This window comes from Phragmitibacter flavus (genome assembly GCF_005780165.1).
Taxonomy (GTDB): domain Bacteria; phylum Verrucomicrobiota; class Verrucomicrobiia; order Verrucomicrobiales; family Verrucomicrobiaceae; genus Phragmitibacter; species Phragmitibacter flavus.
Window position 1 is genome coordinate 52,818 of record NZ_VAUV01000017.1, and the last position, 24,275, is coordinate 77,092.

Consider the following 24,275-nt stretch of genomic DNA (forward strand, 5'->3'; position numbering starts at 1 on the left):
CCCATATCTCCCACTGTTTCATTTGGAAACACCAACCGTTGCTTTCACGATTGCCTGCGCGCTCGACAGCGAAACCGCGTTCATCAGTTCGATGTCGTCAACGTCAAGTCCAAGATCTTCAATCGTTAGCGACTTGGACGGCTTGGCTCCGGCACCCGCCTTTCTTCGAGGATATCCAACAACAGTTGCTGTCGACTTTGCTTGAATCGACCCAACTCTTGCCACCCTTGGTTTTTTATTCGCAGCTCGAACTTTTGCCATACCTATTGATACATTACGCGTCAACCACCCCTACTTCTTCCCACCATCCAAAATCCGCTGAATCACCCCAGCTGCCGCCTGCCAAATATTCCACACGGCTTTCGGCGCTGACAACACCTTCTGCAATCCGCTCGGAGGCGGGGGAGGTTCTGGCGCAGGCTCCGGCATCTTGAAAGGATCGAGATCGACACTGGGCAACGGCGCAGCACTCGCCGCTGACGCACCCGCCGCCGCGACCGCATCCGGCAACTGCTCGTGAAGCTCAAAAATCCGCAGCTCCAAAAATCCACTCACCTTCAATGCCTCTCGTGCAGCTCCACTTGGCTGCGTCACAAACACCCGGCCATGCTGCCCCTTTAAATCCTTCGCCAGCGACAGCACACTGCGCAACGCCTGACTGCTCATCATCGTCACCCCGCTCAACTCCAGCACCGGAAATCGCCGCAATGGATCTTTTGTCCATGGCGCCCGCAACAGATCATCAAAATCCGCCGCCACCGCCGTGTAATCCAGCCTTCCGGAGATGCGAAACACATCCACCAGTCCTTGTTCTTCGTGCAACACTTGCATAGTCGTTAATCGTCAGGACCCAGCCAGCCTTATGCCGCTCCGGGTCGATCCTCCTCATCAAAAGCCTCCGGCGGCAACGGCGGCGGCAGAGCCCCGCTCATCGGAGAAATGATCGCCTCGGGTTCGTGCGCAGGCTCAGGCGTCGACAAAATGACCGGTTGCTGCTCAGGCTCTGGCTCAACCTCTACCGCCACCTTCTTGACCAGCACATTCAAATTGCGTTTATCCACCTCCTGATACTCCCAGGAATCCATGCTGCGACGCGCCATGTGAATCCCCCGACCTCCCACCGGCAGCAAGCCGATGTTCCCCTTCGGCGGTTCCGGCACCATGGTCGGATCAAACAGCTCGCCGTCATCATCGAACTTCATCGTCAAAACCGCCCCATCAAAAGTCACCGTCAGCAGCATCTCCTTCGACTTCGCCCCGCTGTAACGCAGAAAATTGGACCCCAGCTCATCAATCGTGATCTCCACCGCCGTGCGCATCCGGTCATCCAGCAACTGGCAAAGATTGCTCGACTGCCACGCATCCAAACACTCGCGCAGCGACCCCACCCGCAAAATTCTCCAGGAAAAAGACTCGTTCATGGTGCAAAAAGACTGCCATGTATCAACGCTGGCAAAAAACACCGCAAGCACTTTCGCGGCCATCCTGTCCGTCTCGAACGAAAATTCCCGCCTAACCACTTGCAAGCCCCACCCCAGCATCTACGCTGTCATTTGACCAACATCACGCAATTTTCCTCACATGGTTTCCAAACTTTTGCACACCCGATACCGCGTCGAAGACCTGGAGAAAACCATCTCCTTCTACAAAGACGTCCTCGGGCTTGAGGAAGTCAGACGTCACAAATCCCCTCGCGGCTCCGAACTCGTTTTCCTCAAAGCACCCGAAAGCGAAGAACTCATCGAAATCACCCACTATCCTGCCAGCGGCCCTGTCACCGTAGGCCCCGACCTCACCCACCTCGCCTTTCAAGTAGAAGACCTCGAAGCCTTCGCCAAACACGCCGCCTCCAAGGGTTACCCCCTCAGCGACGGCCCCACGCAAAGCTCCAGCGGCGTCTTCGCCTTCATCGACGCTCCGGAAGGTTACGAAATCGAACTCATCCAGCGCAACTCCTAGGCCGCCCCAATCTCCCACCCCACACACTCATTCGCCGCTCCCCACATCATGGACTTTGACTGGATAGACCCACCCTTCGACCTCGCCAACCTTCCTCCCAAGGACATTGAGGAATCTTTCGAAGACCCCTTCGCCCTAAAATTTCTGCCCGACAGCGAAGGCGTCGACTCCCGCAACGCCCGTTATTTTTCCCTCGGCAAATCCCTCGCCGGACGCGGCATCTTCAGCGTCTTCTGGACCGACGGCAAACGCTACCGCATCATCGCCGCCCGCAACATGTCCGCCGAAGAAGAGCATTTTTATCAGCGCAAAAAGTCCGAAGAACTTTAATCAGCCCACATCTTCTCCGCATCAGGTAATCCTTCCCTTCAAGGCGCCCCATCCCACCGCCACCCATCCCATGAAAACCATCCGCACCTGGAGTGAGCTCCCCTCCTTCGAAAACGAGGACCTCGAAGCCGCTTTCTGGATCGAACATCAACTTGATGTCCGTCTCATGCAAAGCTCCATCCACCGCCCTGATGTGCGTGAATCCACCACCATCACCCTGCGCTTCGACCCCCGCATGCTCTCAAGGATCAAGCGCATCGCCCGCCGCCGCTATTTGAACTATCAGAGCATGATTAAACAATGGCTCAGCGAACGCCTCGAAAACGAACTTCGCGATTAAGCCAGTTCAGGAAGCGCCGCCGTCTCGTGCGGCTGCATTCTCCCCATCTCGACAGCGATAAAAAATCCCTCATTCCCCCACCGTTCGCCCAAACAAATACGCGAACAAATCCGCCATTTGCTCCGGCGTGATTACCCCCTCCAGTCCCGCTGGCATCAGCGACTGATCAAGGCTCTTCATCGACTTGATGTCGCGCCTCTGCACGGTGTCGAGAACTCCCCCCGGCATCCTCAACGTCACGCCGTCATCCGTCTCGCTGACCAAAATGCCTGCCAGCGTCCGGCCATCGCTCGCCTCCACCTGATACGCACTCCAACGCGCTTCCACCATCCGGTTCGGATCCAACACATCACTCAACAACGCCTCCGGCGTCTTTGCCCGCACATCCGAAATGTCCGGCCCCACCTCAAGCCCCACTCCGCCAAAGCGGTGACAGGCCATGCAAACCCCCATGAACACCTGCTTCCCTTTCTCCGCATCCCCCGGCTTCGCCAGCGCCTTCGCATAACGTTCCATCACCGCTGTCCGATCCCCATCGACCTTCCCAAATATCTTCTCCGCCAGCGCCTTGTGCTCCGCATTCGCCGAATGCAAATACCGCCACCTCGTCTCCGCCTCCACCACTGCCGCTGAAATCTCGCCTCGCTCGATCCTCCCAAAAAAGTCCATCACCATCTTCCCGCCAGTCAACTGCGTCACCACCTCACGCCTGGCCTCCGGCCCCAACGACGGCAGCAACTCATAAAGCAACGGTGCCGTCTTCTCGACCGGAAACCCCTTCAACAATCCCAGCGCCCCCTCGCGAACCGGCACCCTCTCCCCAGATGCCAGCAACACCCTCAACACTTCTTCCGCCTCCTCCCAGGCTCGTTGCCCCAGCAACGGCAAACACGCCAACCGCATCTCCAGCGAAGCATCCTTGCTCACCAAAACTTCATCCGCCAGCTTCATCAACACCACCATCTCCGCCGCCACCTTCTCATGCCCCGCAGGAGGCTTCTCCATAAACCCCTTCAAAGATCCAACCCCCAATTTCCCCCCCGACCTCGGCAACCCTTGAGCCATTCCCTGCAACAGCGCCGGCTTCCACCACAGCAACTGGCCCTTGTCCCGATCGAGCAAACTCAACAGGTTTTTCACATCATCTGCATGCGCATTCCCAACGCTGCTCACCACCAATGCCCGCACTATCTCAGCCAAATCAGGCGAATAGCCGTTTCCCTTCGACATCCCGTCATCATCAAAGAATTGCCGCAACACCCATCCCGATGACTTCACACTCGCGCTCAACACCGCCTTCAACATCCACTCGTCACCCACATTCTCAGCCAGTGCCCTGGCTCGCACCGCGATCTGCGCCTCCGTGATCTTCACCACATCATCACTTATCTCGGCGATCTCCAACATCTGAACTCTCGCCTTGTGCTCTGGGGGCCGTTTAAGCAATGGACTGACCAATATCCTGCGCGCCGTCTCCCGCTGCCACGCATTCTGATGCCCCAGCATCTTCACGAGTGCTTCTCTGTCAGTCGGCAGCGCTTCAATCTTCCGCACCTTCGCCCCCTTCGGTTTGATCCTCCAGATCCGCCCCTCGTTCTCCCCCTGCCGAATGTCGTTCTCCTTCAAAAACGACTCTGGAAAAAACCGCGCATGATCAATATACCGCCGATACATGTCGCAAACATAAAGCGCCCCATCCGGCCCCGTCGTCACATTCACCGGCCGACACCACTCATCCCGGCTCCGCAAAAATTCCTTCCGATCCCCCACTCGAGTCGCCTTCACGCTCGCTCCGTTCGGCTCTGGATGATACCTCACCACCAACTGCCCCGTCGGATCACAAACAAAAATCTCCCCGCGTAATTCCGGCATCAAATCCCCGCGATAAACCCCCAACCCACACGCCGAGGTATGCGTCCCCGCATGCGCATCTGCGGTGGTATGCGTCACCTGCAATGGATAAATTCGCGACTCCGCCCCGCTTGGTGCGATGTCCTCCCAACCCTGCGTGATCCCCGCATGCGGATTCCGCTTCACCGCATTGAAATGCATCACCGCCATCATCACCGGACTCCGATTCGAACTTGTGTAATACCTTCCCCAATCATCAAAACCCGCCCCGAACTGTCCGAATCCCGTCACCGGCTTGATCTCCCCCGTCACTGGATCCCAGCAAAAATTCGTCCTCGCCAGGTTCACCTTCTTCCCCTCCTCCTCACTCGGATAAACCTCCTTCGTATCCAGCCCGTTGTTGAAATACACCCGATTGTCCAATCCCCATCTCGGCGACGAAACCTGCAACTGCGACTGACTCGGATTGAACCCCTCGATCAACGGCCTGCGAACCTCCGCCACCCCATCGCCATCCTCATCCTTCAAAAACAAAATCTGCGTCCGCGTCGTGGCGATCAACCCCCCATCGTGCGGCAATATCCCCTGCACATGATCCAGCTTGTCCGCAAAGGTCACCGCCCGGTCATCCCTGCCATCCCCATCATCACCCATCAACTGCTGCCCCCGCGACAACGGCTCCTTCCCCTCGCCCGGCCCCAATGGATAGCCCCGCATCTCCGCCACAAAACATCGACCCTTCTCATCCCAGCACACCTCCACCGGATCCGTAACCAATGGTTCCGCCGCCACCAGTTCTACTTCATACGAACCATCGATTTCAAACGCCAACCTCGACTCCTCCACCGACCACGCCCCCTCACGACTCACCTTCACCGGCACCTCCAACGCCATCGCCAGCACAGGAACCATCACAAAAACCCATCGAAGCCATTTCATCCCCGTAATACGCAACCACCTCAAGCAACCTGTCATCACCCTGCCACCATTCCACCTCTCTCAATATTCGTGTAATTTCGTGTCCATTCGTGGTTAAAAAAACCCACTTCCACTCCATCAACCATCACTCAACCCCCGCCCAGTTCCGATTCTCATCCCGCGCAAACCGCCACTCCCTGCTGATCGCATACCCCGCTTCACCCCAGGTCCACGCCTGCACCTCCATCCAGTCCGACTTCACATCAATCACATGAAACCCATTCGGCTCCCCCTGCAACCGATGCGACGTCGCCGTTGAAGTCACCGACAACACCGCACTTCTGGAAAACATCCCCGGCAATGCCAGCGGCACCGCATAACTCATGTGAAAATGACCGCACATCATCAAATCAATCCCCGCCCGGTTCAGCGCCGTGAATAGACTGCGGCGCTTGTCCATCAAATGCCGCCTCGTCCCCTGCGGAGGTGCCGCAGGCGGATGATGCACCACCATCACCCTCAACAAATGCTCCGGCAATCCCGCCGCCCAAAGCTCGATCCGACGCAACTGCGACCTCGACACATGTCCGCGCGACCAGTCCAGATACCACCCACCGCGCCGCACCGAATTGACGCCAATCACCGCAATCTCCTCATTCTGCCAAAACGGCTCCAGCTCCTCGCTCACCACCTCCCGGTAGATCTTCCACGTCTCATTAAAACGCGCCCACAGATGATGCCCATGCGGAATGTCATGATTTCCCGGAACCACCAGCAATGGCTGCGGCAGTGAATCCAAAAAAGCCTTCCCCTCACGCAATTCCTCCTCCGTGCCACGCTGCGACAAGTCCCCGCTCATCACCATCAAATCCGGCTTCAACGCTTCCACAGCTTCACGCAGCGAATCTGGCCGACCCGACTCCACCGCCCCAAAATGCAAATCTGACAGGTGCACCAAACGCATACCTATTGCTGTCCTTCCTCCGGCATCTCCGCAACCTCATCCGCTGGCTCCACTTCAGCCTCAGGCTCCGCCAACCTTGGAGCCAGCACCCGCAGCGCCTGCGGCCTCAGAAACACCTCAAACGGCGTCGTCAGTTTTTCAATTTCGCCATCACACATCACCGCCAGACGCCGCTTACGTTTCACCGAAATTTTCAATTGCGACGCATGAAACACCGTCATCTCCTTGTCATGCCTCCAGCGCCCCATCATCCAGGCCACCAGCGATTTAACATATCCAAACCGCGTCCGGTGCCTCGACACATACACCGTCAAATGCCCTCCATCCAGACTGCGCCGACGAGGAATCAATCCCATCAAATCCTCATAGTCATTGTTCGCCAACGCCGCAAACCGGGTCCGACAGCGAAACTCCTTCTCCCCATCATGCAGCACCAGGTCCAGCGGAGGATACGTCGCCAGCAAGCGCATCACATCCCAACCCGTTTTGAACGTCTTCACCATCCAGTTGCCATGATACTCCTTCTGACCCAGCGCCATCACCGGATAAAAACCCAGCACCACCACGCAAAAATACATCCGTCCGTTCACTTCCAAAAGATCCGCCTCTCCCAACGGTGCCGTGATCAACGCTTCGGCTGCCGCTTCGAGATCCAACGGCATCCCCAAGTCACGCGCCGCCAGATTGAACGTCCCCAACGGCAACACCCCCAGCGGCTTGTCATTCCCCGCCATCACCGTCGCTGCCGAAGCCACCGTCCCATCCCCGCCACCAACGATCACCGAATCCGCATTCCCATCACGAGCCTTCTCCAACGCCCCCTGAATCTCGCGTCCCTTCAACAATTGAATCTCCGCCTCCACCCCATGCCTCTGAAAAACCTCCGCCAAAAGATCACGCGCCACCTCTGGCCCCAGCGCCAGCATCGTCCCCGATTCCCGATTCAAAATCACCACCACACGTTTGCCAATCATTACCAATAGAACGGCTGTCACCATCTGCGCGGCTCTAAAAACTGCGCCTTCCCATCTCCCGGCACCTGTGTCATGCTCGATACCACCACCAACCCTATGAAAGCCGCCTTCCTCGCCATCCTCTCCCTAGCCCTCACGCTGATTCCCCAACAAATCTCCGCCCAGGTCCCCTCCACCACGCCCCCCGCTTCCGGCGAACAGGAAAGCAACCCCGCCTTCTGGCAGGCCAAGTTCAACAACGGCGGCCACTACCTGGCCAAGATCGGCAACATCAGCAGCGCCTCCCGCCACGAATACATCGCCAACGCCGCCGCCCGTGTCGTTGAGGTCACCATCGCCGCCTCCGGTGCCGTCGTCGCCCGTTTCTATTATCTTGAACCCGTCGGCAAAGACAGCTCAATTGCCCCGGTCGTCAACACCATCAACAAGGTGCAATCCCTTGCTCAAAAAACCGCCAACAACATCTCCCCCGGCGCCGCCGACATCAAAGTCGTCAAAGACTACCCCAACACCACCCACGCCCACACCGTCGAATACGCCCTGCAATCCGAAGCCGCCCTCGACTCCCTCTTCCAAAGCCTCCTCAAAGCCATCGACCTCAACCGCGGCCGCACCTGGTTGGAAACCGGTAAATGATCCATAGAAAAAGGTAGGGAAGCGCTGCGTCGCGTCCCAAATTGAGCGGGCGGAGGCGGCGGGACAACGTAGCTCACGCCCATCCCTTCCACCAAACCCCCTCAAACCTCCAATCCCCGCATCGTCCCCGTGCTGGTCGCAAACTGCTCCTGCTCCAATCCCAACCGCTGCAAAAAGCTCAAATACAAATTCGGCAACGGATAGTTGTTCTTCCCATCAAACGCCAGATGCTGACCATGCTTGAACCCACCCCCTGCAAACAACACCGGCATGTTTTTGTTATCATGCGATGACGCATTGCCCAAATTCGAAGTCAGCAACACCATCGTGTCGTCCAACAACTCGTCCTGCTTCAGCTTGCGCAAAAACGCCCCCCACTGGTCAATCACGCCCTGTTCCACCCGTGCCAGCTGATCCAGCTTCTCATCATCCATGCCGTGATGACTCAGGCCATGGTAATTCTCCTCCACTCCCTCAATCCCCGACACCGAATTCCCCGTCACATGCAGCGTGATGAAACGCGTTGAATCCGTCGCCAGCGACAGATGCGCGATATCAAGAAAGATCCGCTGCACCTCCACCTCATTGTCACGCGGCATCTTCGTCGGAGGCTCCATGTTCACCTTGGGTTTCGGACGATTGACCCACTCCTCATTCGCCACCAACCGCTGTTCCAGATCACGCACACTGGTAAACCACGCATCCAGCTTGTCCCGATCCCCTGCGCCCAACTCCCGCTGCAAACTCTTCGCCTCCGCCCCCACCACATCCATGATGCTGCGACCACGCCGGATCAACTCCGCCTGACGCGCCTGTTCCGTCACACTGTCATTCACGAACAACTTCGTAAACAAACCCATCGCATGATGCTGCGCTGGAATCATCGACCCATTCTCCGTATAAGACGGACTCGCCTGACGCGAAGTATTCATCACCAACGATGGAAACCTCGTCTCATGCCCCAGATGTTTCGCCATCAATTGATCAATGGAAATGCTGTTGCGCGAGGTCGCCCCACTCTGATTCGGACACGCCGAAAAAATGCTCCCTTCCGCCGTGTGCCCCCCCGACACGCCAGGATGCGAGGAACCTGAAACCACCGAGAACTCCTCGCGAATGTCCTGCAACGAATTCAAATACCGCGACGGCACATACTGCCTCCCGCTCGTCTCAGGAACCAGATACGGATTGTGCAATCCTAAAGCCAGACTCACCCCCACAAATCGCTTCGCCTTCTTGACCTGTGGCACCGCCGCGAAAGCCGGAGTCATCGCATCCAGCAAAGGCAACGCCAGAGAGATGCCCGCACCACGCAACAAGGTCCGACGCGAAAGCCGACGCTGAAAGTTAAAGTTGGGAATATTCATAATTGGTCTTCAGGTTCACTTCACTTCACTTTCGCAAAAACACCTCACTCAAAATCGATTCACGAATCAACGTTCTCATGCCATAACCGGCCTCTTCCGATCCGGCCACCACCGCATCTATCGCGGACCGGTCACTCAATCGACCCGGAGCCCCCGTCGCATAAGTAATAAACTGTTGCACAAACCCCTGCGCAAGCTGCTTTCCGCGCGCGGCATAAATCCGCTTCCACCCCATAAAATCCTCAAACGCCTCACCATCCGGAGTCACCCCCGAAGGATCAATCTTCGCCCCCTTGTTGTCCCTGCCATAACCCGTGCGCCAGACGCCCACCGGATCAAAACTCTCCAACGCCAGCCCCGGCGGATCAATCGTGTAATGACAGGTCGCACAAGCCATGTTGCTGCGATGTTTCTCCAACTGATCCCGAATCGAAGTGGCCCCGCGGATATCCGGCTCAATCGCCGCCACCCCCGGCGGCGGCGGCGGCAGATGCGCCCCGAGAATCCGCTCATTCACAAACACCCCGCGAACCACTGGCGACGTGCTCGTGCCATCCGCCGTCACCTTCAAAATCGCCCCCTGCGCGACGAGCCCTCCACGCTTCTCATCGCCCCGCAAAGCCACCTTCTGCAAACCCTTGCCCGGCTCAATCTCAGGCATCCACTTTTCTTCAACCACGACCGGTTCCTTCTCGCTCACCTCGTCTTTGTTGTTGTCCTTGCCTTTGTCTTTGCCCTTCCCCTTCCCTTGCCTGCCACCCGACTTCTTCTTCGCCCCACGCTCCGGCGCTTTCGACTCCCCACCATAATAATGTCTCACCAGCCTCTCGTTCATGAAGGCAAAATCCGAGTCCACCAAATGACTCACCTGCAAATCCTCCTCCACCATCGACCTCACAAAAGCCCGAGTCTCCTGCACCATCGACTCCTGCAACACCGGATCAAACAACGGGAACAACCGCGCATCCGGATTGGTAAAATCAATCTCCTTCAACTTCAGCCACTGATCCGTAAATCCATGCACAAACCTCTTCACCTTCGCGTCCGCCAACATGCGTTCCACCTGTTCCGCCAATACCTTCTTGTCCCTCAACTTGCCCTCATCGGCCAGCCGGCTCAAGACCTCATCCGGCATGCTTACCCACAGAGCATAACTCAGCCGCGTGGCCACCGCGTGATCATCCAACTCTCCCGATCCTGGCTCCACAAAGGTCAGAAACCTCGGTGAACAAAGCACCGCCCGATAACTCGCCCGCAACGCCTCTGGAAAAGATCCCCCCTCATCCAACACCTTCAATCCAAGATCCACATACGGCTCCACCTGAGCCTCGCCCACCGGACGACGGAACGCCTTGCGCGCAAACTTCGTCACCACCTTCCTCAGTTGTTCCTCCCCATTCCCCCCCTTCTCCATAGCCCCCTTCGACTCCGCACCAAAAATCCGCCGCATCACCCCCGCCCGATCCGACACCGGATAAATGCGCTCCATGGTAACTCCACGATGCGCAATCCCATTAAAACCATCCTTCTCCAGATCCCGACCCTTAAACGAAACATTCCCGCCCGGAGCTCCCGTGTCTGGACGCTTCAAACTGCGGTCATTCGGCTTCAACTCCAGCATGTGCCCCTCCTCAATCCACGCCTCAAACACGATGTCCCGCTCCTTCGCTGTCGCCTCCACCAAACCCAGCATGTTCAGCATCGGATCATTGGAAACACAGGCCCCCGAACGCAAAGTGCCCCACACCACTCCGTTCAACGGATTGATCGCCTGCACCTGATGCAAGGTCACCCGATACCAGCCATCCTCAGGCGCAACGGTCGACTCCAGCTTTCCAAAAAATTGCAGCGTGATCGGCCACGATAAACTCCGCCCATCGCGCAGTTCCGGACTCCGATTGTTCCCCTTACCCAAATGCGCCAACTCCTTGGGCTCAAATCGTTTCTTGAACACCTCATCCCCCTCCAACGCCCGTCGAAACGCCTCATCCAGCGCCAGATCCGCCACATCCAGATACCTCGCCATCTGATGATGCGACAACTGCTGCGCCGAAGCCACCGTCTCAAAACCATGCAACCCGCCATCTTCCGGCAACAAGGTCTTCAGCGGAATATCGATCCCCAGCAAATCATGCAAGGTGTGCTCATACTCCACCCGCGTCAGCCTTCGTCCCCGCACCCGACCATTCTTCGCCACATCCGCCGCATCCAACTTCCTGAGAGGTTCGCCCACATGCGCCAAAAAATCCTTCTTCTCCTCTTCACCAAGCCGGCGTTTCTCACCCGGCGGCATCTCCCCCGCCTTCACCCGCTCAAACACCCGCATCCACTTCTTAAAACTCTCCTTGTCCGTCAGATCAAACCCCAGCGAATAGAGATCGAGATCGCCCTCCTTCATTGAATCGTCATGACAGTCGGCACAATGCTGATCCACAAAAGCCAGGATCGCCTCAGGAGTCTTTGTCACCTCAGCACCCAACCCGCCGCTCAAAAGAGCCACAACGCCAAAGCCAAACCCAAAGCTCAAATTCCTGCATCCATTCCAAATCATAAAGAAAACACCGCACCCCGTAATCCGTCCTCAAACCAAAACCATCTCCAAGAGTGCTCAAGAGTATACGTCCACCCACCCCCCAAGTTTTCACCGAACTCGCCTTACGAACCCCGCCCATCCCAAAATCAACGGTAGGGAAGCGCTGCGTCGCGTCCCAAATTAAGCCGGGCGGAGGAGGCGCGGAGCCTCAGTGGCTTCCAAAACCTTCCACCGCCGCCGCCCTCGAATTAGACGGACGCGACGCAGCGCATCCCTACCGTCTCCTCACTCCATCACTCCCCATCAACTACGAACCAAGAACCAAGAACCAAGAACTTCAAACCCCCACCACCGCATCCTCCAGCGCCTGAACCACCCATGGGCCGCTCCCAACTAACGCAAACACTTCCCCTTCATTCACCACATAATCCCCCGTCGCAGGTGAATCCGTCACCCAAACCACCCCCTCGATCACCCGCAATTCGCCTCCCGCAAAAGTCTCATCAATCGCCCAAACCCGACCACGATCCAGTCGTATCTCCATCAATCGAGGAGCCCGATTCCTCCTCGATGAACCTGTCGCACCCACCGCCTCTTGACCGCCAATGCCAGGCGCAAAAAACGCCCCCATCTGCTCAATCAGTCGTGGAAGCTGCAACAATCGGTCCGTCGTTCTCATGCACCCATCTTAAGTCCCTTCGACACCATTAAACAGACACAGCAAATCTCTTTTACACCTTATACAGATTCACACCGCCACATCTGTATAAGCCATTTATTCCTGCACCTGTATCTATTCCCCCTCATCAATTGAACGACCCTGTCCCATGCCTGCCACCGCCAGAGCCACCGCCACCAAGACCACGCTCCCCATCTACCAACAACTCGCGGGCGTGCTCGAGGAGATGATCCAAAGCAAATCCCTCCGACCCGGCGACCGCATGCCCTCCGTCCGCCAGTTCAGCCGACAACAAGGCGTCTCCATCCCCACCGCCATGAGCGCCTACGCCAGCCTCGAAACCCGCGGTCTCATCGAAGCCCGACCCAAATCCGGCTTCTTCGTCCGACTGCGCGAGTCCGACCTCGTCCGCAACCCCTGGTCGCAATCCAAAATCTCCAAGATCACCGACTTCGCCAATCTCGATCCGCTCCACTCCATCATGGCGGATCACAGCAATCCCAAGTTCGTCCCCCTCGGTGCCGGCCTGCCCAGCGCAAGCCTTCTCCCCGGACTCAAACTCGCCCGCCTCATGGGCTCCATCGCCCGCCGTTTGCCCAGCGCTGGACTCGACTACGACATCGCCCCCGGCAGTGAGATGCTGCGCCGCGAACTCGCCCGCCGATCCCTCGACTGGGGTTGTCATCTCAAAGCCGAAGACTTCATCATCACCAACGGCGGCACCGAAGCCGTCTCCCTCGCCCTGCGCGCCGTCACTGAACCCGGCGACACCGTCATCGTCGAAACCCCCACCTATTTCGGCTTCTCCAACATCCTCCGCGAACTCCGCCTCAAAGCCCTGCCCATCCCCATCGACGCCACCACCGGCATCGACATCGACGCCCTTGGCACCGCCCTCAAAACCAACCGTGTCGCCGCCGCCATCCTCATCCCCAACTTCCATAATCCCATGGGCTGCCTCATGCCCGACGACCACAAAAAAGAAGTCGCCACCCTCCTCGCCGAACAAGGCATCCCCATCATCGAAGACGACATCTACGGCGACCTCCGCCACTCCGGCGCCCGTCCCCGCTGCCTCAAAGCCTTCGATCCCGACGGCTCCGTGCTCCTCTGCAGCACCTTCTCCAAAGTCCTCGCCCCCGGCTACCGCGTCGGCTACATCGCCCCCGGACGTTATCGCGACCGCATCCACAAACTCAAAGACACCAGCACCATGGCCAACGCCACGCTGCCCACCCTCGCCGTCGCCGAATTCGTCAAACACGGCGGCTACGACCGACACCTCCGCCACCTCCAACACGCCTTCAGTCATCAAGTCCAGCGCATGAGGGAAGCCATCGTCCAAACCTTCCCCGAAAACATCGGCCTCTCCCGTCCCCAAGGCAATTTTCTTCTCTGGTGCGAACTCCCCAAACAAGTCGACTCCCTGGAACTCTTCAAACGCGCCCGCGCCGCCAACATCTCCGTCGCCCCCGGCCCCCTCTTCTCGTCCGACGGCGGTTATAAAAACTTCATCCGCATCAACTGCGGCCACCCCTGGACCCCAACCATCGAACGCTCCATCGGCATCCTCGGCCACCTAGTCCACCAACTCGCCCGTTAACCCCCCATTCAAAATACAACGGTAGGGATGCGCTACGTCGCGTCCGAAACTCCCTCCTCCGAAGCCCTCACCATGGAGCGCCGACGTCTCGTCGGCCGTCCTCCCCCCCTTCAGTCGGACCACCGATGTGTCATCGGTCAACACAGCAGCAGAGAAGCGCTACGTCGCGTCCGAAACCATTCATTCCCAACGACTCAACGGCCTCAATCAAGTCCCCAATCCCCAGGCATCTTCTTTCCTCCTCGCCTCGAAACCTTCACGCAAAAAAGAAAACCACCCGCCTTTACCAAAAACCCCTTCGCGCCCAAACGAATTCTAGTCCGATGACACATCGGCCCTCCATGGACCCCCGACGTCACGTCGGCCAATCAATCCTCTCCAGTCGCCCCCCATGGAGCGCCGACGTGTCGTCGGCAATCCAATCCTCTTTAGTCGGACCACCGATGTGTCATCGGTCACCCCCCCTCAACCCCAGCATCCCCCAAACCGGACCACCGACGTTCCGTCGGTCACCACTCCACCTCCGACTTCCGACTTCCCACCTCCGACTTCAAAAAACCAACCCCTCACATCCAAAATTCGCTCAATCACACCAGAATTTTGATCGCTTACATTCAAAAACCGTCCGCATACAGCGACAAACCGACCGCTGACAGTGAACAATCACCCGCTTACAATGGCAAATCGATCAAGTGCAGCGAAAAGTTGATCGCCTACAACAGCCAACAGGTAACTTACACTAAAAAACCGCTCACGTGCAGTCACCAAGTGACCGATTACAATAGAAAAGCACTCGCTTACATCGCAAAACCGGCCGCTCACATAAAAAATCCGATCGCGCGCAGTAAAAAACCAACCGCTTACATTCAAATTTTGTCCGCATACACGCAAAATTTGCGCTTGATTGCTCAAACCGTTCAAAATCCAAAAAAACCGTTGCACGCATCCATCACAACCTTGCATACTCTCCAACAGTTTATTTCCTATACACTATTTACCCATATCCGAATCTCCTAAACACTTCCTCATTACGTTCTTAATTTCTCCTCAATGGTTAGCCAAGCAGCTTCTCTGTTAATCCCATCTATTAGTCTCCTCTCCGCCAATGAGGGAGAGAAGTCCCACCGCTCCATCGATCTGCTCGGCCACGTTTATGACTGGAGCGGAGCGAAAAAGACTGCCGCAGGTAGCCCGAAAGGTGAGCGCGGCGGCACTCATCAATATCTCCTCACCCGCTTCACCAGTGCCGAGGGCCAGAATGGCGGTCACTTCTACCCGTCGTCTCGCATTGTGCACTACCCAGTCGAGACGCTGGCCCCCTTCGAAGGCCGCATCTACGACCCCGCCTGCGTCTCCCGCGGTATGTTCGGCAAGTCCGAGAAAGGCATCGCCCCCCCCGGCGTTAATCGGTCCGATTCCTCGCAATAAGGGAGACACCAATCTAATCAATTTTATGAACGGCCAATCCTCACCTGAGTTCTCCGCGCTTTTGACAGCTCAGCAGGACTTTTCCGTGTGTGTTAAGTGTGCCAAGGAATCGGTTGATACAGATGCCCCACGGGTAGATTATCTTTATTTGCGCTTTAAGGAAGCGACCCCTGACGAAGCTGGATTGGCCGAAATCGTCTATCATCAGATTGTAAACTACGCGATCCCGAGGAAAAAGATAAGGGAGCTTATCGAGCGCAGCCAATCGAATCCTCTGGATTTTAGTCTGCACAGCAAAATTTTCGAGGAAGCGAAGCGGGCGTTTATCAGGTATGACTCCAAGGCAACCGGACCGATGGCCAATATTCGGTATGGAGAGATCGGTGAAGTGATAGCCTTTTGCGTTGCGTCCCACTTTTTAACCGCTGGTCAGGTCGCTGCAAAAATGGCGCTGAAGACCAACGCAGAAATGCCAGTGTTCGGACTCGACGGAATTCACGTGCGCGGGGAGTCTGACGGAACCATTACCGTGTATTTTATGGAGGCCAAGGTCGTGGGGGAGGCGGAGTCGGGGGCAGAGCAATATGCTAAATCCGCCGGTGGCTTTGATAATGATCGCAAGCATAAATTGAATGAGCAGCGCATCGCACGTGATCTAAGCAACTTTGATATGTTTGAGGGCGCATTAAGGGAGGCTGCCCTGAATTATTTCGATCCCTATGGCCAAGCGAGCGAGAACGTGCGTGAACGCTTTGTTGGCGTTGTCGTCTATAGCGAACCCTTGTTTGGAACTAAAATCCCGGTAAATGATGCAACACCACTTGACGCGCATGAGAAGCATTTCGTGAAGAGCTTCGAAAGTCTCTTCGGAGGATTTAAGTCAGCTTTGGAAAAAGCATTGAAGAGCCATAGTGCCGAGCCCGGGCGTTGCCGGGCATTCTTCTTGGCAGTCCCAGACACTGGGGAATTAAAAAAGCGTTTCGCACAACAAATGGCAAATGAGCACATTCGCTGAAGAACTAGCCCTTACGGTCAAAAGGCACGAGAAGTTTTGGTTGGATGTTGAGGTTGCCTCTGCGGCTGCGATGCGTCATCTGCTTCCCGGTGTGGCGTTCAACCCCCCGCAAAAAGGGCATGATGAGCATTTGCTATGGAGACTGCTCCGGTCCGCTTCCGTTCTCTCACAAACAGCTAATGATCGTGACAAAGGTTTAGCCCAAGATCTCGCACTGTTCATTGCGGTGACCTCCGAAGATGCAAAGACCAAGGCTTATGCTTGTGATCTTTTTTCGGAGTTGGGCAATCATCCTGGGTCCCAGAGGCTGGAGCAACAACTGAGGATTGAAGATGATTTTTTACTCTCCTCGATCAGGCGAGCGGTGCTTTGCGCTTTCAATACTGTGTCGGTCGCAGAAACGCCTTATGCTTTCACGGATTTCCAATACGGATTGTGGTCGAAATTGCCCCAAATAAAAGCCGGAGCAGTGTCTGCGCCGACTTCAGCTGGCAAATCGTTTGTTGTCATTGAGCATCTTTGCCAGAGGGCGGTGAATGAAGATAAGTTCGCAGCTGTGTTCGTGGCACCAACCAGGGCGCTTCTTGGAGAGGTGCACGCGAAGATCAGCAATCGGCTTCGGGAGCACGAAGAAACCATACGAGTTTCGACCATCCCAACCCTGGACTCCGAGGATAAGGAAAAGCAGATTTTCGTTTTAACCCAGGAGCGACTTCAGGTCTTGTTAGCAATTTGGGATGGCAAGTTCGATTTGGTTATTGTGGATGAAGCGCAAGGTATTGGCGATGATTCCCGGGGCATGATTCTTCAGGAATGCCTGGAGAATATTGTGATGCGAGGCCCAAAAGCTCAGTTCCTGTTTCTTGCTCCCGGAGCGTCCGGTTTCGAGGCCTTAGCGACAGCAGTAAATCTCGCAAAGATCGACGTTGCGGAAACTGAACTTTCACCGGTCATTCAGAATCGGATAGTGGTGAGTCAGACCGTTGGAGATGAATCCAGTCTTGACGTTTCGATGCTGGCTGATGTGCGTCGAGTTAAGATTGGAACTTTGAATGCCAAGCGTGGTTTTGGAAATGGTAACACCCTTCTAGCCGCCGTTGCCCTTGAGTTGGGAAAGAGCGGAGGATCACTTGTGTATGGGACCGGGCCGGCAGATGCAGAGAAGGTTGCCAGCCAGATTGCTTCGGACATCGAACCAATCGAGAACCCCCGACTTAAAGAGCTTTCTAAGTTCGTAATACAGCATGTGCATGCCAAATATTCCCTGGCGAGTCACGTGCTAAGAGGCGTTGGCTTCCACTATGGCAAAATGCCGAGTCTGCTGAGGGAGGCACTGGAGCAGGCGTTTCAAGCTGGAGATTTAAAATACCTGGTATGCACGACCACACTTTTCCAAGGAGTAAATTTGCCTGCGAGAAACGTCTTCATCGACACACCTACCCGTGGACGTAATGATAAGCTAGATGCTGCTTCTCTTTGGAATTTCGCGGGACGCGCGGGCCGACTGGGCAAAGAGATTGTCGGTAATGTATTTTTGGTTGATTACGATAAATGGGAATCCAAACCTTTCACAGCGAAAGCAAAATTTGCTATAGCCCCATCTTTCAAGAGAGTTGTATCAGAGAACGCGATTCAGATCACCGCTTGGCTTAGTAGCGAGATTTTTGAAGAAAGCTCCGACTCGGTTGCCACGCTGGAAACGGCTGGGGGCTTGATGATGTCCCATGCAGCCCGCGGAAGCCTGCGGCAGTTTGTCAAAAGGACAATTGGAAAGTCTATTGATGCTGTGGAATCCGAGGATCTCGTCTCCGCTGCGGAGGTGGCCTTCAAGGAGTTAGACCTTCCGATTGAGGCATTGTCCATCAACTGGACGGTTAATCCATTTGGACAGGCGCGTCTATTAAAGCGTTTTCGGGAAAAGATTAAGGATGGCAAAGTTGACGATCTCATTCCAGTCCACCCTGTTCCATGGAGCATGTCTATTTATTCACGCTATGTGGGGATCTTTTCACGGCTAAATCGTGAGATTTTTGGGAAGTCAGCTTCTCGCAAATTCAATAACCGCCTTGCAAGTGATGCCTTGGCTTGGATGGGGGGTAAACCTTTGCCAGTAATAATTGGCAAAAGAATTTCTTTTGCCCAGACTCAGCGAAGTAACGTCAAAATTGACACCCAAGTGCGTGGTGTCTTCGACTTTATTGAAGATACCCTTCGCTTCAAATATGTGCAGCTTGGTCGTTGCTATGTTGATCTCCTGAAGTTCGCTCTGGAAGAAGCAGAATTGCATGACGCTGCGAAAAGCGTCTATGACTTCCCTTTGGCCTTGGAGCTAGGAGTATCCTCGATTGCGGGGCAAGCGTTCGTTGAACTCGGACTATCTAGGATCACTTCCGCGACATTGGAGGCTCTTATTCCCGATTCAAAGCCAACAGTAGATCGTGCCCGGGAGTGGATCGCAGGCCTCTCGGAAGTGGGATCCAAGCTCTCACGGGTAATCTGGGAGGAATTGCTGAGGAAGGGGCTTGTGCGATCAGAGGAGCCGATTTAGAAACGACCATTTTTAGATAGAGTCCACAGTGGGGCGGTGAACGGCTAGGCGATGACGTCTGCATCAGCCGCCGCATTAGACTCCCTCGCGGCCCGACTCGGTCTCGCTTCGCCCGAAGCGTTGCGTTGTCCATCTCACTAGCCTCACTTGGCTCCTTAGGTTCCAAGCGCCTCTGAGAGCCTCCTTGGCGCATTAGGATTAGGTCCATCGTGTCGTTCTGCGCAACTCGAATCTCCGCTCGTTCGCAATGGAAAAGGAGCGTGGGCACTCCTGCCCGCCATCCTACCAATACCGGCGAAGCCACAGAAAAGTCCCAGCGGACAGAATGTCCGCTCCACCCACACTTAACGCCACCTCACCGACCCGCAACACTAACCGGGTGACCCGGTTCCTCACCGCCCTCATCTTCCTACTTTTCTCCTTCATCGGCCCCACCAACGCCGAAAGTCCCGGCAGTTCCTCCTGGAATCCGCTGCGTCTCCACCAACAATCCCGCGCTCTTCGCACCCAACTCGACCAATTCGAAACCGACCTCCGTCAGTTCCCCGCTCCAAACGTCACCTAACAAACCCACGGTCGCATCGACTTCCATGGCCGCGCCCAACATCTGGCTTGGCTCGAACTCGACCTCGGCGAATCCACCACTCCCGAACAAATCGTCTTGTTCCCCGCCGCATCAGCGACCCCTCACCCGGCGATCCCGACAGCGGTTTCCCGTCCGAAATCACCGTTATCTCCGATTCGACATCCAAAGCATCGACCACGAAAACTCAACACCCGCTGCAAAGCATTGACCCCTGCCCTACCACCGGTCAGGGCCATGTTGTAAATCCACTCTTCCTGCTAGTCGCCCCTCAACACCCACCCCATCACCCCTTCTTCGCCCCGGGAAACCACTCCACATGTTGATCCCCCTGGCGGCCAAAGTAAGTCACCCGCTGCCCGCGCAGAAACGCAAAATACCCCTGCACTCCGCCCTGCATCGCACGAATGCTGAACTCCCGCCATGACTGCCCTTTCATCTGGCTGTCGGCGATATTCTGACGGAGCGCCGTCACATCAAAATCCTCCCCAACCGGCGGCAACCCTTCCAAGGCAATCGCTGTCTTCACGACCGCGCCATCCCCGCCGTAATACGTCTTCTGCATCGCCACGTAGTCGACATGATAAGACTCCACGCCCGCCTCAATCAGCAGGCCAACAATTTCAGGGAACGGCTTGGTGCCTTCAATGGTGGCCCTGGCGGCAATGGTGATGATCTGGGTATTCATAAAGAGAGAATTCATTTGGCGGTTGGTCTGTCGGTATTCCCGTCCGACCTTTCGGACTTCATGACTTAAGACAGGCAGACGCGCGTCCTGTGACAGTTCACCGCAAAAATCTCAACTTTTCGAAAAACTCGACGCCGCAACCAGCTCCCTCAAACGCCCCACCAGATCCGGCCCCATCAGCCATTCCTGCTCCCGATAAAGAACGGCGTGACGACGGTCCATTTCCTCCAGTTCGCCCAGCAACTCCGGCGCCCGTTGCCGAACACCATCCAACCGGTCCTTTGTGAACTGACGGTTGACCGGATCCAACCAACCCTGCTTCATAAAACCTGCCGCCTTGCGCGCGCAGCGGCAAGGGTTCGCTTCATTCACCAAACCACACTTGTCGTTCATGAACTGGTAAAGATCATGTCTCGCCCGCGAAAGCAGCTGCCGAAAGTTTGCCGATGTCACCTCCAAAGCCGCCGCCGCATTCTCGCTGCTTTCCCCCATCACTTCGCCCAAAATAAAAGCCAGCCGCTGACGTCGATCCAGGCACATCAACATGGCCGTCATGCAACCAATCCTCGCTTCCTCGACCAGCAATCCCGTCGCCACCGGCGGCACCTTCTCATCCGGCAGATCTTCATCGACCACCGCCTCCAGCGACGCCCCCATGTCGGTGAAGGTCATCGCCTTTTCCTCCATCTCCGACTTGCGAACATTCATCAAATGATTCACCGCGATCTGATGCAGCCAGGTCGAAAATTTGCTCCTTCCCTCGAAGCTGCCGAGATGAGTCACCGCCTTGATGAGAATCTCCTGCGTTGCATCTTCCGCCACATCGCGTCGCCATACCATCCGCAGCGCCAGATTAAACACCCAGGATTGATGCCTTCTCACCAACCCATCCAAAGCATCCAATTCACCCTCCTTGGCCAACGCCACCAAGTCCTCATCCGTTGCCTCAAGCGACCTGTCCACCGTTCACCTCCCGGTCGCCGCCGCCTCCACCATCCCCTGCAACTCCTTCAACTTCGGCACCACATCCCCGCCATCTGGATTAAAAACCCAACCGTCTCCCGTTTCCGCCGGAGCACTGACGACTTTGATCACCGTCCCAACCCCTTTCACAAGCTCAGCCGTGCTCTCACCACCGAGATCAAGATTCAAATGATACCTCGTTTCTTCGGTCAGCGTGGTCACCGTTCGCGTTGCTTCTTTCGCCTTGCTTTGATCTCCAAAAACCACCGCAAATCGCACCAACTGATCCTGCGGTTTTCCCGTCATGGCGTGGGCCACGCTCATCAGTGCGGCCACACAACCTGCCTTGCCTTTGTCGAACTCCGCCCCGCTTCCATCCGTCACCACCAGCAAAACACTTCTCGCCCGGCCCTTCGCCGGAAGCTCGCTATACACCACCGAACCACCATCATCCGTGGTCTTCCGACGCGTCTCATAACCCATGTTGTCCAGGCCCATGGACGACTCCACAAAACCCGCCACCGCATCCGACTTCTCCTCCGCCGTCATCGAACTCCCGCCAATGTCCTCCGTCAAAAGCCGCACATACCGCTCATAATCCGTCGCATTCACGTCCCGCTGCAACATCGCTGCGAACTCCAGCACCACAGGTGGCTTCTCTCGCTTCTTGTAATTCCACACCACAAACGAAAGCGCCCCCATCACAATCAACCCGAGCGGCAGTCCACCCACAAACAACCGCACCAAACGGCCCGATCTCGTAATCCCTGTTGGTTCTTCTGGTTCCATCATTTTCAATTTTGCTTAACACTTTTCCAACACCGCATCCGCTGCCTTATCATACGCTCCGCCTTCTCCCAACAACGCCACCGTTTGCGCCAGATCCTTCAACAAACCTTCACGCGCCGCCGCATCCTTCATCAAACGCCCCAACTCCGTCGCCACCTTCTGCGCATTAAAATCTCCCTGCACCAACTCCTTCACCACCTCACAACCCGCCAGGATGTTGATCATCCCCAAAAACTTGATCTTCACCACCGCCTTGCCCACCACAAAAGTGAACCCGTTCACCTTGTAAACCAGCACATACGGCAGCCCAAAACAAGCCGCCTCCAGCGTCGCCGTGCCACTCGCCACCGCACCCACTTCCACGCGCTGCATCAAATCATAAACGGTGCCCGTCTCGATCCATGCCTTCGCCTCCGGCCTGCCCGCCGCTTCCATCATCTCTCCCATCAACGTCGCCAGCCGTGCGTTCGCGGCACTGATCACAAACTTCACGCCCGGAATCTCCGACTCCATGCGCGTTGCCGTCTCCAGCATCACCGGCAGCAAGCGCTTCACCTCATTCGCACGACTCCCCGGAAAAAAGCCGACCAACCCCTTGTCGCGTCCTCCGGTTCCCTCACGTCGCAACGTCTTGACCCGATCCACCATCGGATGCCCCGCAAACACCGTCGGCAAGCCACTCTTCTCATACAACACCTTCTCAAACGGAAAAATGCAGATCATCAGATCCAGCAGCTTCGCCATCGTTTTGATGCGCCCTTTTTTCCACGCCCACACCTGCGGACTGATGTAATAAATCAACGGCTTCGCATATCCCTGCTCCCGCAACGCTTTCGCAAAACGCAGATTGAATCCTGGGTAATCGATCAACACCACCGCATCCGGCTGCTGCTCCGCCACCATGGCCAGAGCCTCCGCCATCTTCTGCTTGAACCAGCCATACATCTTCAGCACCTCCCACAAACCCACCACGCCCGCATCCTCCACCCAGTCCACCATCGGCTCGCCACCGATTCCGCGCATCTGCACCCCGCCGTAACCAAGGAACTCCATCTGCGGCTCGCGCTCACGCAACGACCGCATCAACCCGGAGCCATGCGTGTCGCCACTGATCTCCCCCGCCAAAAGAAACAGCTTCTTCATGGCAGCGGTGTCGGTGGTAGCGGCAATGTCATCGTCGAATTCTGCTCCATCGCCTTCATGATCAGCACCGCCAGTCGCAACGCCTCCGTGCCCTGATGCCCGCCCACCACCGGCTTGCCACCGCGGCTCGCGCAATCAATAAACGAAGCCAGCTCCAGCTTCAGCGGCTCATCCTTCTCCACCGGCACCTCCTCCCTCACAATCGCCATCCCCTCGCGTCGATACGCATGTCCCGCCTGCTCCTGATAATCCAAAGAGATATACCCTTCCGTGTGGAACACCTGGATCTTGCGCATCTTCTTGTCGCTCACCCGGCTCGCCGTCACATTCGCCACACATCCATTCGCGAACCGCAACCGCGCATTCGCAATGTCCTCCCGACGCGTCAACACCGGCACCCCGACCGCATCAATGCTCACCACCGCCGAACCACCCACCAGATGCAAAATGATCTCCAGATCATGAATCATTAGATCCAGCGTCACTCCGATGTCGATGCTCCGATTCGGGAACGGCGAAAGCCTCGTCGCCTCAATGAACCTCGGCAGCTTGATCCGATCCTCCAACTGCTGCATCACCGGATTGAACCGCTCAATGTGCCCCACCTGCAACACCAACTGCCGTGCATCCGCCAGTTCCATCAGTTCCTGCGCCTCCTGCAGCGACTCACTCAACGGTTTCTCCACCAGCACATGCTTCCCTTGCTCCAAAAGATAACCCGCCACCTCGCGATGAAACACCGTCGGCACCGCCACCGCCACCGCATCCACCAGACTCGCGAACTCCTCCAAACTCGACACCGCCTGCGCTCCATACAACGTCGCCAGCTCCTGCGCTCGCGCCTGATCCACATCATAAATGGCAGTGAGGTCCGCCGATTCCAGCTCCGCCAGCACCCGCGCATGGTTCTTGCCCATCGCCCCAACGCCCGCCACTCCTGCTCTGATCCGTTTGCTCATGTAGG

Annotated in this window: 24 protein-coding genes; 10 read left to right on the top strand and 14 right to left on the bottom strand. The window is 56.5% G+C overall.

Features of this window, described 5'->3' with window-relative positions; translation table 11 throughout:
• Positions 1 to 18 precede the first annotated feature (18 nt).
• From FEM03_RS19965 to FEM03_RS19975, 3 genes are read right to left on the bottom strand one after another with little or no spacing between them, the layout of a single operon-like run.
• Complete coding sequence (locus tag FEM03_RS19965; protein ID WP_138088070.1) at positions 19 to 261, bottom strand: hypothetical protein; 243 nt, start codon at positions 259 to 261, stop codon at positions 19 to 21.
• 30 nt (positions 262 to 291) lie between these two features.
• On the bottom strand, positions 292 to 831 hold the full coding sequence (locus FEM03_RS19970) for an STAS domain-containing protein (RefSeq protein ID WP_138088071.1): 540 nt from the start codon (positions 829 to 831) through the stop codon (positions 292 to 294).
• A gap of 29 nt (positions 832 to 860) precedes the next feature.
• Positions 861 to 1,421: an ATP-binding protein gene (locus FEM03_RS19975; RefSeq protein WP_166443018.1), complete on the bottom strand. Its 561-nt coding sequence runs from the start codon at positions 1,419 to 1,421 to the stop codon at positions 861 to 863.
• A 160-nt stretch (positions 1,422 to 1,581) separates the two neighbouring features.
• Between FEM03_RS19975 and FEM03_RS19980 the strand changes: the two genes are divergently transcribed.
• The 3 genes from FEM03_RS19980 to FEM03_RS19990 all read left to right on the top strand — a co-directional run bounded on the left by FEM03_RS19980 (position 1,582) and on the right by FEM03_RS19990 (position 2,629).
• The gene (locus FEM03_RS19980; protein ID WP_138088073.1) at positions 1,582 to 1,959 is read left to right on the top strand and encodes a VOC family protein; all 378 of its coding nucleotides are present in this window, start codon (positions 1,582 to 1,584) and stop codon (positions 1,957 to 1,959) included.
• Between the two features lie 48 nt (positions 1,960 to 2,007).
• On the top strand, positions 2,008 to 2,289 hold the full coding sequence (locus FEM03_RS19985; protein WP_138088074.1) for a BrnT family toxin: 282 nt from the start codon (positions 2,008 to 2,010) through the stop codon (positions 2,287 to 2,289).
• Between the two features lie 70 nt (positions 2,290 to 2,359).
• On the top strand, positions 2,360 to 2,629 hold the full coding sequence (locus tag FEM03_RS19990) for a CopG family antitoxin (RefSeq protein ID WP_138088075.1): 270 nt from the start codon (positions 2,360 to 2,362) through the stop codon (positions 2,627 to 2,629).
• A 69-nt stretch (positions 2,630 to 2,698) separates the two neighbouring features.
• On the opposite strand, the gene FEM03_RS25700 is transcribed toward FEM03_RS19990, so the two are convergent.
• The 3 genes from FEM03_RS25700 to FEM03_RS20005 all read right to left on the bottom strand — a co-directional run bounded on the left by FEM03_RS25700 (position 2,699) and on the right by FEM03_RS20005 (position 7,336).
• Positions 2,699 to 5,419, bottom strand: coding sequence for a PVC-type heme-binding CxxCH protein (locus FEM03_RS25700; RefSeq protein ID WP_166443019.1), 2,721 nt, complete (start codon positions 5,417 to 5,419; stop codon positions 2,699 to 2,701).
• Positions 5,420 to 5,543: 124 nt separating this feature from the next.
• Positions 5,544 to 6,362 carry a metallophosphoesterase family protein gene (locus FEM03_RS20000; RefSeq protein WP_138088077.1) on the bottom strand — a complete coding sequence of 273 codons (819 nt, stop codon included), beginning with the start codon at positions 6,360 to 6,362 and terminating at the stop codon, positions 5,544 to 5,546.
• Between the two features lie 2 nt (positions 6,363 to 6,364).
• The gene (locus FEM03_RS20005) at positions 6,365 to 7,336 is read right to left on the bottom strand and encodes a diacylglycerol/lipid kinase family protein (RefSeq protein ID WP_166443020.1); all 972 of its coding nucleotides are present in this window, start codon (positions 7,334 to 7,336) and stop codon (positions 6,365 to 6,367) included.
• Positions 7,337 to 7,408: 72 nt separating this feature from the next.
• Between FEM03_RS20005 and FEM03_RS20010 the strand changes: the two genes are divergently transcribed.
• Complete coding sequence (locus FEM03_RS20010) at positions 7,409 to 7,972, top strand: hypothetical protein (protein WP_138088079.1); 564 nt, start codon at positions 7,409 to 7,411, stop codon at positions 7,970 to 7,972.
• A gap of 101 nt (positions 7,973 to 8,073) precedes the next feature.
• On the opposite strand, the gene FEM03_RS20015 is transcribed toward FEM03_RS20010, so the two are convergent.
• From FEM03_RS20015 to FEM03_RS20025, 3 genes are all read right to left on the bottom strand, one after another.
• On the bottom strand, positions 8,074 to 9,339 hold the full coding sequence (locus FEM03_RS20015; protein ID WP_138088080.1) for a DUF1552 domain-containing protein: 1,266 nt from the start codon (positions 9,337 to 9,339) through the stop codon (positions 8,074 to 8,076).
• A 25-nt stretch (positions 9,340 to 9,364) separates the two neighbouring features.
• A complete protein-coding gene (locus FEM03_RS20020) occupies positions 9,365 to 11,830 on the bottom strand; it encodes a DUF1592 domain-containing protein (RefSeq protein WP_166443021.1) in 2,466 nt (821 codons plus the stop codon).
• Positions 11,831 to 12,209: 379 nt separating this feature from the next.
• The gene (locus tag FEM03_RS20025) at positions 12,210 to 12,551 is read right to left on the bottom strand and encodes a DUF2917 domain-containing protein (RefSeq protein ID WP_138088082.1); all 342 of its coding nucleotides are present in this window, start codon (positions 12,549 to 12,551) and stop codon (positions 12,210 to 12,212) included.
• A 148-nt stretch (positions 12,552 to 12,699) separates the two neighbouring features.
• On the opposite strand from FEM03_RS20025, the gene FEM03_RS20030 reads away from it, so the two are divergent.
• From FEM03_RS20030 to FEM03_RS20055, 6 genes are all read left to right on the top strand, one after another.
• On the top strand, positions 12,700 to 14,154 hold the full coding sequence (locus FEM03_RS20030) for an aminotransferase-like domain-containing protein (RefSeq protein ID WP_138088083.1): 1,455 nt from the start codon (positions 12,700 to 12,702) through the stop codon (positions 14,152 to 14,154).
• A gap of 600 nt (positions 14,155 to 14,754) precedes the next feature.
• Positions 14,755 to 15,171 carry a hypothetical protein gene (locus FEM03_RS20035; RefSeq protein WP_138088084.1) on the top strand — a complete coding sequence of 139 codons (417 nt, stop codon included), beginning with the start codon at positions 14,755 to 14,757 and terminating at the stop codon, positions 15,169 to 15,171.
• Positions 15,172 to 15,204: 33 nt separating this feature from the next.
• The gene (locus FEM03_RS20040) at positions 15,205 to 15,582 is read left to right on the top strand and encodes an N-6 DNA methylase (RefSeq protein ID WP_138088085.1); all 378 of its coding nucleotides are present in this window, start codon (positions 15,205 to 15,207) and stop codon (positions 15,580 to 15,582) included.
• Positions 15,583 to 15,607: 25 nt separating this feature from the next.
• The gene (locus tag FEM03_RS20045; RefSeq protein WP_138088086.1) at positions 15,608 to 16,597 is read left to right on the top strand and encodes a HamA C-terminal domain-containing protein; all 990 of its coding nucleotides are present in this window, start codon (positions 15,608 to 15,610) and stop codon (positions 16,595 to 16,597) included.
• Positions 16,581 to 19,145, top strand: a complete 2,565-nt coding sequence (locus FEM03_RS20050; protein ID WP_138088087.1) for a DEAD/DEAH box helicase — start codon at positions 16,581 to 16,583, stop codon at positions 19,143 to 19,145. Before FEM03_RS20045 ends, FEM03_RS20050 begins: the two co-directional genes overlap by 17 nt.
• A gap of 325 nt (positions 19,146 to 19,470) precedes the next feature.
• Positions 19,471 to 19,710: a hypothetical protein gene (locus FEM03_RS20055; protein WP_138088088.1), complete on the top strand. Its 240-nt coding sequence runs from the start codon at positions 19,471 to 19,473 to the stop codon at positions 19,708 to 19,710.
• Between the two features lie 304 nt (positions 19,711 to 20,014).
• Here the strand turns inward: FEM03_RS20055 and FEM03_RS20060 are convergent, their stop codons facing one another.
• The 5 genes from FEM03_RS20060 to FEM03_RS20080 form a co-directional block, all read right to left on the bottom strand.
• A complete protein-coding gene (locus tag FEM03_RS20060; RefSeq protein ID WP_138088089.1) occupies positions 20,015 to 20,416 on the bottom strand; it encodes a DUF1398 domain-containing protein in 402 nt (133 codons plus the stop codon).
• Positions 20,417 to 20,527: 111 nt separating this feature from the next.
• On the bottom strand, positions 20,528 to 21,379 hold the full coding sequence (locus FEM03_RS20065) for an RNA polymerase sigma factor (RefSeq protein ID WP_138088090.1): 852 nt from the start codon (positions 21,377 to 21,379) through the stop codon (positions 20,528 to 20,530).
• Positions 21,380 to 21,382: 3 nt separating this feature from the next.
• Entirely contained in the window at positions 21,383 to 22,171 is a 789-nt protein-coding gene (locus FEM03_RS20070) for a hypothetical protein (protein WP_138088091.1), read from the bottom strand.
• Between the two features lie 12 nt (positions 22,172 to 22,183).
• Complete coding sequence (lpxB, locus tag FEM03_RS20075) at positions 22,184 to 23,311, bottom strand: lipid-A-disaccharide synthase (protein WP_138088092.1); 1,128 nt, start codon at positions 23,309 to 23,311, stop codon at positions 22,184 to 22,186.
• A complete protein-coding gene (locus FEM03_RS20080; protein WP_138088093.1) occupies positions 23,308 to 24,270 on the bottom strand; it encodes a Gfo/Idh/MocA family protein in 963 nt (320 codons plus the stop codon). Before FEM03_RS20080 ends, lpxB begins: the two co-directional genes overlap by 4 nt.
• Positions 24,271 to 24,275: the final 5 nt, after the last annotated feature.

Bases quoted from the DNA above. Each gene is read 5' to 3' on its own strand.
- FEM03_RS19965 (WP_138088070.1), bottom strand. From the start codon at position 261: ATGGCAAAAGTTCGAGCTGCGAATAAAAAACCAAGGGTGGCAAGAGTT.
- FEM03_RS19970 (WP_138088071.1), bottom strand. From the start codon at position 831: ATGCAAGTGTTGCACGAAGAACAAGGACTGGTGGATGTGTTTCGCATC.
- FEM03_RS19975 (WP_166443018.1), bottom strand. From the start codon at position 1,421: ATGAACGAGTCTTTTTCCTGGAGAATTTTGCGGGTGGGGTCGCTGCGC.
- FEM03_RS19980 (WP_138088073.1), top strand. From the start codon at position 1,582: ATGGTTTCCAAACTTTTGCACACCCGATACCGCGTCGAAGACCTGGAG.
- FEM03_RS19985 (WP_138088074.1), top strand. From the start codon at position 2,008: ATGGACTTTGACTGGATAGACCCACCCTTCGACCTCGCCAACCTTCCT.
- FEM03_RS19990 (WP_138088075.1), top strand. From the start codon at position 2,360: ATGAAAACCATCCGCACCTGGAGTGAGCTCCCCTCCTTCGAAAACGAG.
- FEM03_RS25700 (WP_166443019.1), bottom strand. From the start codon at position 5,419: ATGAAATGGCTTCGATGGGTTTTTGTGATGGTTCCTGTGCTGGCGATG.
- FEM03_RS20000 (WP_138088077.1), bottom strand. From the start codon at position 6,362: ATGCGTTTGGTGCACCTGTCAGATTTGCATTTTGGGGCGGTGGAGTCG.
- FEM03_RS20005 (WP_166443020.1), bottom strand. From the start codon at position 7,336: ATGATTGGCAAACGTGTGGTGGTGATTTTGAATCGGGAATCGGGGACG.
- FEM03_RS20010 (WP_138088079.1), top strand. From the start codon at position 7,409: ATGCTCGATACCACCACCAACCCTATGAAAGCCGCCTTCCTCGCCATC.
- FEM03_RS20015 (WP_138088080.1), bottom strand. From the start codon at position 9,339: ATGAATATTCCCAACTTTAACTTTCAGCGTCGGCTTTCGCGTCGGACC.
- FEM03_RS20025 (WP_138088082.1), bottom strand. From the start codon at position 12,551: ATGAGAACGACGGACCGATTGTTGCAGCTTCCACGACTGATTGAGCAG.
- FEM03_RS20030 (WP_138088083.1), top strand. From the start codon at position 12,700: ATGCCTGCCACCGCCAGAGCCACCGCCACCAAGACCACGCTCCCCATC.
- FEM03_RS20040 (WP_138088085.1), top strand. From the start codon at position 15,205: ATGGTTAGCCAAGCAGCTTCTCTGTTAATCCCATCTATTAGTCTCCTC.
- FEM03_RS20045 (WP_138088086.1), top strand. From the start codon at position 15,608: ATGAACGGCCAATCCTCACCTGAGTTCTCCGCGCTTTTGACAGCTCAG.
- FEM03_RS20050 (WP_138088087.1), top strand. From the start codon at position 16,581: ATGAGCACATTCGCTGAAGAACTAGCCCTTACGGTCAAAAGGCACGAG.
- FEM03_RS20055 (WP_138088088.1), top strand. From the start codon at position 19,471: ATGTCCGCTCCACCCACACTTAACGCCACCTCACCGACCCGCAACACT.
- FEM03_RS20060 (WP_138088089.1), bottom strand. From the start codon at position 20,416: ATGAATACCCAGATCATCACCATTGCCGCCAGGGCCACCATTGAAGGC.
- FEM03_RS20070 (WP_138088091.1), bottom strand. From the start codon at position 22,171: ATGATGGAACCAGAAGAACCAACAGGGATTACGAGATCGGGCCGTTTG.
- lpxB (WP_138088092.1), bottom strand. From the start codon at position 23,311: ATGAAGAAGCTGTTTCTTTTGGCGGGGGAGATCAGTGGCGACACGCAT.
- FEM03_RS20080 (WP_138088093.1), bottom strand. From the start codon at position 24,270: ATGAGCAAACGGATCAGAGCAGGAGTGGCGGGCGTTGGGGCGATGGGC.